Below are 11,148 nucleotides of genomic sequence, written 5' to 3' on the forward strand. Positions count from 1 at the left end.
GTCATGCGCAAGATCATCTGTTTCGGCGAGGCCTTGATCGATTTTTTCGCCCAGCCGGCGGCGACGCCGGATACCCCGCGCGCGTTCGTGCAGCATGCCGGCGGGGCGCCGGCCAACGTCGCGGTAGCGGCGGCGCGGCTCGGAGCGCCGGCGCAGTTCGTCGGGGCGCTCGGTGCAGACATGTTTGGCGAATTCCTGCTCGACAGCCTGCGCGCGGCCGGCGTCGGCACCGACTACGTCGTGCGCACCGACGCGGCCCCGACCGCGCTGGCGTTCGTCGCACTCGACCACGAGGGCGAGCGCAGCTTCAGCTTCTACCGACCACCGGCGGCCGACCTGATGTTCCGGGCCGAACACTTCGTCGCCGCCTGCTTCGCCGATGCCGGCGCGTTCCACGTCTGTTCCAACAGTCTGACCGAGGAGGCGATCGCCGAGGCCACGCTGGACGGCATGCGCATGGCGCGCGACAACGGCGTGCTGGTCAGCATGGATCTCAACCTGAGGCCGATGCTGTGGCCGATCGGCGTCGATCCGCGCCCGTACCTGTGGCGGGCATTGCAGGCCGCCGACGTAGTGAAGCTCGCGCGCAACGAGCTCGACTACCTTGCCGAAGGCTTCGGCGGCGGCGACGCCGGCGAACGTGCCGTGCTGCAGCGATTGTTCGAAGGGGCGGCGCAGTGGGTGATCGTCACGGACGGCCCCGCGCCCAAGCGCTGGTACGGCCGTGGCGGCGAGACCGGCGAGTTGACCGGGTTCCGCGTCAAGGCGATCGATACCACCGCGGCCGGCGATGCCTTCGTCGGGGGCCTGTTGTTCCACCTGGCCGAGGCCGGCATCGACGCCGGCCGCCTGCCCGCATTCGTCCGCGACCGCGAGGCGGTCGTGCGCGCGCTGCGTTTTGCCGCTGCGGTCGGTGCGCTGGCGGTGACCCGCAACGGTGCATTCTCGGCGATGCCCGACCGCGCCGAAGTACAACGACTTCTCGGGAACCAACACGAACATGTCGCCTGAAGCCCTGCCCGACTTCCGCTCCCCGGCGGTTCTGCGCGCCCACGTCGCGAAGACGATGGCGTTCTACCACCCGCGCTGCATCGATCCGGACGGCGGCTTCTTCCACTACTTCAAGGACGACGGCACGATCTACGATCGCGGCCACCGCCATCTCGTCAGCAGCGCCCGTTTCGTCTTCAACTACGCGATGGCCGCACGCGAGTTCGGCGAGGATGCGGCGCTGCGCAAGCAGTACCTCGGCGCCGTGCACCACGGTTTGCAGTACTTGCGCGAGGCGCATCGCAACCCCGGAACGGGCGGCTATGCCTGGACCCTGCGCGACGGCAAGGTCGAGGACGCGACCAACCACTGCTACGGGCTCGCCTTCGTGCTGCTCGCGTACTCGTGCGGGCTCAAGGTCGGCATCGAGCAAGCGCGCGGCTGGATGAGCGAGACCTGGGATCTGCTGGAGTCGCGCTTCTGGGAACCGCAGCATGGCCTGTACCGCGACGAGGCCGACGCCGACTGGAACTTCAGCGGCTACCGCGGCCAGAACGCCAACATGCACATGTGCGAAGCGATGCTGGCCGCGTACCAAGCCAGCGGCGAGCGCCGCTACTTCGACCGCGCGCTGCTGCTCGCCGACCACATGACCCGGCGCCAGGCCTCGCGGGCCGGCGGACTGGTCTGGGAGCACTACGACGCCGACTGGAACGTCGACTGGACCTACCACCTCGACGATCCCAGGAACCTGTTCCGCCCGTGGGGCTTCCAGCCCGGCCATCAGACCGAGTGGGCCAAGCTACTGCTGATCCTCGACCGCCATGCCGCCGGCCTGGGCGTCGAGGCCGACTGGCTGGTGCCGACTGCGTACCGGTTGTTCGATACCGCGCTCGAGCATTCATGGGACGAGGCGCATGGCGGCATGGTCTACGGTTTCGCGTACGAGGGCCTGCGCGATGCCGCCAGCGGCAGCGCCAGGGTCGCGGGCGCTGCCTACGTCTGCGACGACGACAAGTATTTCTGGGTCCAGGCCGAATCGCTGGCTGCGGCCGCACTACTCGCGCATCGCACCGGCGAGACGAAGTACTGGGACTGGTACGACCGTCTATGGGCGTATTCGTGGAGGCACATGGTCGATCACCAACATGGCGCCTGGTATCGGATCCTGGATGCCGGCAACCGCAAGTACGGCGACGAGAAGAGTCCGGCCGGGAAAACCGACTACCACACCATGGGCGCCTGCCACGAAGTGTTGAGCGTGTTGCGCGGATGATCGCCCCTGCCCCTGCCCCTGCCCCTTCCCTGCGCTGGCGGCTGTTCGCCGGCATCGCTATCGCCACCGCCACCGTGCTGGCGGGATGTGCGCTGCAGCCTGAAATCCGGGCCGCGGCGCCCGGCGCGGAGCGTTTCTGGTCGTCCTTCGAGGACGGCGAGCCGCAGCCCGTCGAAAGCCGCATCGAACGGGCCGAGGGCGTGGACCTGGCGCTGCGCCATGCCGACGGCCCCGATGCCGCGTACACCGCGCGGACAGGCGCCGGCTACACCGGCATCCACTCGCTGGAGTACGCCGGCACGATCGCCGACGATGCCGGCGGGCAGGCCCGGGTCGTGGTGTTCGATGTTTCCATCCCGGTTACCGCTGCGACCGAACTGTCCTACCGCGTCTTCCCGCGCTTCAGCGGCGACGACCCCGGGTCGGGCGCGGGGCGGGCCCTGCGCTATCCGAGCACCTGGGTCGCCATCGACCTGGCTTTCAGCGACGGCACGTCCCTGTCCGATCTCGGCGCGCCGGACCAGCACGGCTTCGCGCTGTCGCCGCGCGGGCAGGGCGAGTCGAAGTCGCTCTACACCAATCAGTGGAACCACAAGCAGTCGCGCATCGGCGAGGTGGCCGCCGGCAGGACGATCGAGCGGATCCTGGTCGGCGTCGAGGCGCCGTTCGGTCCGGCCGATTTTCGCGGCTGGATCGACGACATCCGTATCGCAGACGTGCCGGTCGGCGTGGCATCGAAGCGGCCCAGCGACCACGTTCTGACCACCCGCGGCACAAATTCCAGCGGCGCGTTCTCGCGGGGCAACGCCATCCCCGCCACCGCGATGCCGCACGGCTTCAACTTCTGGGCGCCGGTCACCGATGCAGGGTCGCTGAGCTGGTTCTACGAATACGCCAAGCGCAACGACGCGCGGAACCGGCCGCGGCTGGAAGCGCTCACGCTGACCCACGAGACCAGCCCGTGGATGGGCGATCGCCAGACCTTCCAGGTGATGCCGTCGATCGCCAGCGGCGTGCCCAGCGTAAACCGCGCCGAGCGTGCGGCGACGTTCCAGCACGGGAACGAGATCGCCCGCCCGCATCACTATCGCGTCGCGCTGGACAACGGCATCGTCGCCGAGGTCGCGCCGACCGACCACGCGGCGGTGTTCCGCTTCCGCTTCCCGGGCGACGACGCCAGCCTGATCTTCGACAACGTCGACGACCGCGGCGGCCTGTTCCTGTCGCCCGGCAGCGGAGAGCTCACTGGTTACACCGACACCCGCAGCGGGCTGTCCAACGGCGCCGGCCGCATGTTCGTCTACGCGACCTTCGACCGACCGGTCGTCGCAGGCGACAAGCTGGTTGCAACCGATGGGCCGGAAGGCGAGTCGCGATCCAGTGTGCCCGGCTACTTCCGTTTCGACGCCGGCGACGACCGCACGGTCACGATGCGGATCGCCACCTCGCTGATCAGCGTCGAACAGGCGAAACACAATCTTGCGCTGCAGATCGCCGACGGCGACAGCTTCGAGGACGTGCGCGAACGCGCGCAGCGGGCCTGGGACGAAAAACTCGGCGTGATCGAGGTCGAGGGCGCCAGCCCGGACCAGCTCGTCACACTGTATTCCAACCTCTATCGCCTGTTCCTGTACCCGAATGCCGGGCACGAAAACGCCGGCAGCAACGAGGCTCCGGCCTGGCGGCATGCGGTGCAATCCTCCGCCAGCGACGCCATCGCCGAGGGTACGACCGAGACGCAGACCGGCGCGCCGGTCGTCGACGGCAAGGTCTACATCAACAACGGTTTCTGGGACACCTACCGCACCACCTGGGCGGCTTATTCGCTGTTCTCGCCGCGCCAGGCCGCGGAGATGGTCAACGGCTTCGTCCAGCACTATCACGACGGCGGCTGGGTGCCGCGGTGGTCCTCGCCGGGCTACGCCAACCTGATGACCGGCACCAGCTCCGACGTTTCGTTCGCCGATGCCTACGTGAAGGGCGTCGCGGGCATCGACGTGGCTTCCACCTACACGGCGATGATCAAGAACGCGGCGGTCGTGCCGCCGAACGAGCACGTCGGCCGCAAGGGCATGGACGTGGCACCGTTCATCGGCTACGTGCCGAGTTCGGTGGGCGAGGGCGTGTCCTGGGCGTTGGAGGGCTACATCAACGATTACGGCATCGCCAACATGCTGGCGGCGATGGCGAAGGATCCGGCGTCGCGGATCCCGCGCGAACGGCTGCAAGCGGAAAGCGCGTACTACCGCAGTCGCGCGCTGAACTACATCCGCATGTTCGATCCGGCGATCGGTTTCTTCCAGGGCCGCGCGATCGACGGCCGGTGGAAGTCGGGCGCCGCCGACTACACCCCCGAGGTCTGGGGCCACGACCACGACTACACCGAAACCAACGGCTGGGGCTTCGCCTTCCTGGTGCCGCACGACGGCCAGGGCCTGGCCAACCTCTACGGCGGGCGCGACGGTCTGGCGCGCAAGCTCGACCAGTATTTCTCCACGCCAGAGACCGCGGCTCATCCCGGCTCCTACGGCCGGGTGATCCACGAAATGGTCGAAGCGCGCGACGTGCGGATGGGCCAGTGGGGGTTCTCCAACCAGGTCGCCCACCACGTGCCGTGGATGTACCTGTACGCCGGGCAGCCATGGCGCACCCAGGAGATCGTGCGCGAGACGCTGGCGCGGATGTACGTCGGCTCGGAAATCGGCCAGGGCTACCCCGGTGACGAGGACAACGGCGAATCGTCGGCGTGGTGGCTGTTCGCGGCGCTCGGCTTCTATCCGCTGCAGATGGGCAGCGAGCACCTGGTGATCGGCTCGCCACTGTTCACCAGGGCCACCGTGCATCTCGAGAACGGCAGGAAACTGGTGGTCAGCGCGCCGGACAACGACCGCGAGAACGTCTACGTCGCCGGCGTCGCCGTGGACGGCAAGGCCTGGGACCGCACCGTCATCCCGCACCGGCTGCTGGCCGAGGGTGGGCACGTCGAATTCACGATGGCGTCCGAGCCCGGCGCGTGGGGCAGTGCGGCGTCGGCCTTGCCGCCGTCGCTGACCATGGGCGACGCGCTTCCGGCTCCGCTGGTCGATTTGACCGGTCCTGGCCGCGGGACCGCTTCGGCGAGCGTGCCCGGGGCGAAGGCTGGCGACCCCGGATCAGGTTCGGGGCAGGCGCTGTTCGACAACACCTCGCGTACCGAGGCGGTCTTTACCGGCGCGACGCCAGTGCCGGTGACCTACGCATTCAATGCGGCACAGTCCGCGGCGGTGAGTTTCTACACGCTCACCTCGGGCAGCACCGGCGGCCATCCGACCGCCTGGATCCTCGAAGGCTCCAACGACGGCGACACCTGGCAGGAGCTGGACCGCCGCATCGGCGAGGTCTTCGAGTGGACGCGCTACACCCGTCCGTTCCGGCTCGATGCTCCCGCCGAATATCGCCAGTACCGACTCGTCGTCACCGAGGCCAGCGACCCGCAGACGTTCTCGCTGGCCGAGATCGAGTTGCTGGGCGTGCCGGCGGTGCCGCCGTTGCGCTCGGCCAACGCGCAATGAGTCGGGCAACGACCGGCTAGGTACAGCGATCCATCCCGATTCCGGGACATGGGAAGGATGGCGCGCCTGGAGGGATTCGAACCCCCGACCAATGGCTTCGGAAGCCACTACTCTATCCGGCTGAGCTACAGGCGCGTAGCCGGGTATTTTCCACGATCGCGGGCTCCAGCGCGAGCCTTGCGTGAAATCGGCCTGCACGGGGTGCGCAAGGCCGGGAAACGGCCCGGCCTTGCGGGCCGCGGGGATGGGGCGCCGCCGGGCCGCGACAGGATCACTCCCCGCGAACCTCCAGCCCCAACGCCTCGGCGATCGCGCGCCACGGCACGTACTTGTAGTTCTGGTTCTCGACCGGCATCGCGTTGCGGCCGTCCTGGGCGACCATCGCGCCATGCGCGAAGCCGGGCCCCAGATTGCGGCTGCTCACGTCCAGGCCGTCGGTCTCGGAGATTCCGTCGATGCCGAGCTCCGGATCGGCCACCACTGCGAACGAGCCGAGGTATTCCTGCGGCTCCTCGCGCCGGTAGACGGCATAGGTGTCGTCGCCCTGGCTGGAGACGACCAGGTAGCCGCGCCCGTCGCCCAGATCGTACAGGCTCGCCCCCTCCAGATCGTCGACGATGGCGGGATTGGCGTCGATGCGGTCGATCGCGGTCTTCTCGTCGCCGCCGTCGGGCTCGGCCGACAGGCGCCATAGAGCGACGTCCTCCTCGCCGACGTACAGCGTTGCCGCCGCGTCGTCGGCCACGCAGCCCTCGGTCTGCGAGTCGAACGCCAGCTCGCGTACCAGCTGGGTGCGGACGCGCCCGCCACCGGCGTCGAGCAGGCGCCATTGCTTCTTCGCAGTGTCGTCGCCGTTGACGAACACGTAGGTGGCGCCGTCGCGCGGGCTGCGGTACATGCACAGCCCGTAGGGATCCTGCATGCCGGTGGGCTGCAGACCGTCGGCCACGTCCACCAGCGTGCCCGCCTCGGGGTCCAGCCGGTAGAGGGCGATGGCCTTGCGGGTGCGGTCGCTGGCGGCGACCAGGGTGACCCGCTCGCCGCCCAGCTCGAAGCCGTCGCGCAGGTCGACGTTGTTCATCTTGCCGTCGGGCAGGAACTGCAGCACTTCGCCGCGCATGTCGTAGACGTACAGCCCGGCCTTCTTGTCGGTGGCGATGACCAGGCTCTTCTCCGGCTGCGTGGGGTGCGCCCAGATCGCCGGGTCGTCGGCGGCGTCGCCGTAGCTGGCCACCGGCGCGGTTTCCACCAGCGCGGTGACGGTGACGGTCTCCGGGCGCGGCCGCTGGCGCGGATCCTGGCCGGTGCCGGGGTCCAGGCCGAACGCGCCGGCGACGTCGGCGATCGACAGCAGCTTGAAATCGCCGCCGTCCCCGTCGGTCACCAGCAGCGCGCCGTGCGGCAGGCCGGTCCCCAGGCCGGCGCCGGCCGCGTACAGCGGCCCCGGCTCCTCGATGGCGGCGCCGGGACCGTCCGCAGGGGCCACCGTGAATGCCCCCACGAACGCCTCGTCGCGCTCGATGTCGTAGACGTTGATACGCCCGGCCGAAGCGTCGGACGCCAGCAGCCAGCGCGCGCCGTCGCCGCCGTCGTGGATCGCCAGGCCGCCGACTTCCTCCTCCAGCCCGCCCAGGCGCGGGGAGTCCACCAGCACCGCGGCGACGTCCGCCTCCGCATCGGCGCTGAAGCGCCAGATGCCGACCGCTTCCTCGGCGACGTAGACGGTGGAGGCGACCGGGTCGGCCACGCATTGCTTCAGCGGCGAAGGCAGGTGGATGCGGCGCACCTGGCGCGCGTCCACCTTGCCCTCGGCGGTGCCGAACAGCAGGTGATGGTCGATCTCGCCGCCGTCGCCGACCACGAACGCATGCAGCGAGCCGTCCAGGCGGCTGCGCAGCAGGCATACTCCTTCGGCCGCGAACCCGAGCGCCAGCGGGCGCGCGCCCACCTCGCTCAGCGTATCGCCCTCCAGGCGGAAGAACCGCAGCCGATGCCCGAGCGCGTCGATGGCCGCCAGCACCGTGGCGCGCGCATCGCCCAGCGGGACGTCGTAGGCCACGTCGACCGCGACCGCCTCGCCCGCCGGTGCCGCGGTCAGCCGTCGGCCGTCGAGGGCGTACAGTTCCAGCCCGCCCATGGCCGCGGCGCCGACGACACGGGCGGCGGCCGGGTCGGCCGCATCGACCACCAGCACCCCGCTCTCCACTTCGCCGCCGGCGGTGCCCCGAGTTTGCGCCTGGGCCGTCAGCGCCGCGGGCGCGGCGGGCGCCTGCCGTTGCCCCGGTGTACAGGCCGCCAGCGCGACCAGGAGCCCCGCCAGGGCCGGTAACCGGTACGTCATGTCCATCCTCCATCCTCTCGAGCTTGCCGGTGGCGGCAGGGGGCCTGTCGCCCCGCCTGCCCGCACCCTAGCCAACGGCGGAGCGGTTTGCAAGAAAAATTCCAAATGTGTTGAATTTTGGAAAGTTTGTTCGTAATCTTCCTTCCCTGCCGCTTCACCAGCACCACCCACACGCGGCGGACTCTGTCCTCGGGAGGGACCGGACCATGCGGACGTTGCACAGAAACGCGTTGTTCAAGGCGCTGGTGCTGAGCCAGTGCGCGTTGATGACTGGGGGGGTGCTGGCGCAGGATGAGGCACCGCCCTCCGATCCCGACCGCGAGACCGTCGATCTCGAGCGGCTGGTCGTGACCGGCCGGCGGGCGGCGGACCGCCTGGCCATCGACGACAAGCGTGGCGCCGACGGCCAAGTGGATGCGATCCGCGCCGACGACGTCGGCCGGCTGCCCGACCAGAACGTCGCCGAGGCGGTACGGCGCCTGCCGGGCATCACCACCGTCAACGACCAGGGCGAGGGCCGGTACCTGGCGGTGCGCGGCATTTCGCCCGATCTGCTGAACGTCACACTCAACGGGCAGACGGCGCCGGCGCCTGAGCCGGACGGCCGCCAGGTGAAGCTGGACGACATCCCGTCGGCGCTGATCGGCGCGGTGACCGTGGCCAAGACCCTGACGCCCGACATGGACGCCAACGCCATCGCCGGGCAGGTGAACATCGAGACCGTCTCCGCCTTCGATCGCGGCCGCACCTTCGGTTCGGCGCGCGCGGCCTACGGCTACTACGATCTCAATGGCGAGCATCCCTACGAGTACGACGCTTCGCTGGGCGGCGTGTTCGGCGCCGACGACCAGTTCGGCGCGGTGGTCGCGTTCAACCGCTCCGACCGCAGGATCGGCTCGCAGAACATCCAGAACCCCGGCGACTGGATCGAGGTCGACGGCCACTGGGTGCCGGAGGGCCTGGAGCTGCGTCAGTACGACACCCATCGCCGGCGCACCGGCGCGGTGGCCAATTTCGACTGGAAGGCCAGCGACAGCGCCAGCCTGTTCTTGCGCTTCCTGTATTCCAGGTACCAGGACTCGGAAACCCGCGACACCTTCGCCGTCGAGTTCGACGACGATGCGCTGTTCCCGGCCTCGGCGACCGAGGGCAGCTTCGCGGACGCCGAGGCGATCCGTGCGATACGCACGCGCGAGGAGACCACCAGCACCTTCAGCGCGTCGACCGGCGGCGAATTCAAGCTCGGCGACCACACCCTGAACGTGGAGGCCACCTACTCGCAGGCGGACAAGCGCGATCCGCACCGCGACGAGTGGGGTTTCGTGCAGGAGGACGTCTCGGGCAGCTACACGCTGGGCAGCCGCACATATTCGGTCACGCCCGACGGCGACGCCGTCTACGATCCCGCGCTGTACGAGCCGGACTTCTACGAGCCCGAGTCCCGGCGCGCGGTCGAGGATCTCTATCAGGTCCGGGCCGACTATCTGATTCCCATCGGCAGCGCAGGCTCGGATCTCCAGTTCGGCGTCAAGTTCATCAAGCGCGACAAGCGCAACGACGAGAACGGGCGCGCCTGGGAATACGACGATGGCGACCTGACCATGGCCGACGTCAGCAACGCGTCGATCGGCGGCATCTTCGGCGGCCGCTACCGCTTCGGCCCGCTGGTCGGCGGCCCGCTGGCCGACGCCTATTTCGGCGCCAATCCGAGCGAGTTCGAGGAGGACGAGGATGGCACCCTCAGCGCCTCGCTGGCCGCCGACTACGAGATCAGCGAGAAAATCACCTCGGCGTACGTCATGACCCGGCTGTGGTTCGGCGACTTGAGCGTGATCCCCGGGGTGCGCATGGAGCGCACCGTCGGCGACTACTCGGCGCATGCCTTCGACCTGGACGAGGCCTCGCTCGACCAGGCCTTCAACGTGCACGGCTCGCGCAGTTACACCGACTGGTTTCCCGGTGTGAACGTGCGCTGGGACGTCGGCGAGAACCTGGTGCTGCGCGCCGCCGCCACCCGTGCCATCGGCCGCCCCAACTACGAGTCGCTGGCGCCGTTCGTGGAGATCGAGGGCGCCAACAGCGCCGAGCCCGAGGTCACCATGGGCAACCCCGAGCTGGAGCCGCTGTACTCGACCAACCTCGACCTGTCGGTCGAGTACTACGTCGGCAACCGCGGCCTGCTGGCGGCCGCGGTGTTCCACAAGCGCATCGACAACCCGATCTACGAGGTCACGCGCACCGGCCAGGATGGCGTGTTCGGCGGGCTGGAACTCACCAATGCGGAAGTCGGCACCTGGACCAACGCCGAGCGCGCCACGGTCTCGGGGGTCGAGTTCAACGCCCAGTACGAGCTCGGCTTCCTGCCGTCGCCGTTCGACGGCTTCAGCGTCGGTGCCAACCTCACCTTCGTCGACTCGGAAGCCGAAGGCCTGCCGGAGCGCACCGACAAGGTACCGCTGCTCAACCAGTCCGATCGCGTCGCCTCGGCGCAGCTCTCGTACGAAAAGTACGGCTTCTCCGCGCGACTGGCCTATTCCTACCGCTCCGCGGCCATGCTCGAAGTGCACGAGGAGGACCCGGAGGGCGACATCTACAGCGATTCGCTGAAGCAGTGGGACCTGCGCCTGGGCTATGCGGTCAACCCGCGCTGGACGGTGTTCCTGGAGGGTTCCAACCTCAACGACGCCGCGATGCGCACCTACGTGGGACGTCGCAACCGCCTAGGCGAACGAGAGATCTACGGCTGGTCCGCCCGGGCCGGCGTGCAGTACAGCTTCTGATTCCGCCGCTTCGGCACGATCTCCTCCGGCGGCCCCTCGTGGGCCGCTTTTTTCTTGTTGGCTTCTCTACGCCGAGGGGAAACGGACCTCCGCCCGCTGGTCCCCTTGTGGGAGCGACGGAAGTCGCGAGTGCGATGTCGGCGATTCGCATGCCGACCCCTGCTGGTGCGGAGATATCGCGGGCGGGCCGGCACGGCGCCCCGGTGCGGG

The 11,148-nt window shown here is 69.1% G+C and carries 5 protein-coding genes and 1 tRNA gene; 4 read left to right on the forward strand and 2 right to left on the reverse strand.

Going from position 1 to position 11,148, the window contains the following annotated elements:
• Window positions 1-3: 3 nt before the first annotated feature.
• Genes H0E84_RS10820 through H0E84_RS10830 form a run of 3 tightly spaced genes read left to right on the forward strand, consistent with a single transcriptional unit; the run spans window position 4 to window position 5,817 of the window.
• Window positions 4-1,011, forward strand: coding sequence for a carbohydrate kinase family protein (locus H0E84_RS10820; protein ID WP_180678664.1), 1,008 nt, complete (start codon window positions 4-6; stop codon window positions 1,009-1,011).
• Entirely contained in the window at window positions 1,001-2,266 is a 1,266-nt protein-coding gene (locus H0E84_RS10825) for an AGE family epimerase/isomerase (protein ID WP_180678665.1), read from the forward strand. Before H0E84_RS10820 ends, H0E84_RS10825 begins: the two co-directional genes overlap by 11 nt.
• Window positions 2,263-5,817, forward strand: a complete 3,555-nt coding sequence (locus H0E84_RS10830; RefSeq protein WP_180678666.1) for a GH92 family glycosyl hydrolase — start codon at window positions 2,263-2,265, stop codon at window positions 5,815-5,817. The genes H0E84_RS10825 and H0E84_RS10830 overlap by 4 nt, the downstream gene beginning before the upstream one ends.
• Window positions 5,818-5,875: 58 nt before the next feature.
• Here the strand turns inward: H0E84_RS10830 and H0E84_RS10835 are convergent.
• Window positions 5,876-5,952 (reverse strand) — tRNA-Arg (locus H0E84_RS10835).
• Between the two features lie 136 nt (window positions 5,953-6,088).
• Window positions 6,089-8,158 carry a phytase gene (locus tag H0E84_RS10840; RefSeq protein WP_180678667.1) on the reverse strand — a complete coding sequence of 690 codons (2,070 nt, stop codon included), beginning with the start codon at window positions 8,156-8,158 and terminating at the stop codon, window positions 6,089-6,091.
• Between the two features lie 206 nt (window positions 8,159-8,364).
• Between H0E84_RS10840 and H0E84_RS10845 the strand changes: the two genes are divergently transcribed.
• Window positions 8,365-10,938, forward strand: a complete 2,574-nt coding sequence (locus H0E84_RS10845; protein ID WP_180678668.1) for a TonB-dependent receptor — start codon at window positions 8,365-8,367, stop codon at window positions 10,936-10,938.
• Window positions 10,939-11,148 lie beyond the last annotated feature (210 nt).

The sequence above is a fragment of the Luteimonas salinisoli genome (assembly GCF_013425525.1).
Taxonomy (GTDB): Bacteria; Pseudomonadota; Gammaproteobacteria; order Xanthomonadales; family Xanthomonadaceae; genus Luteimonas; species Luteimonas salinisoli.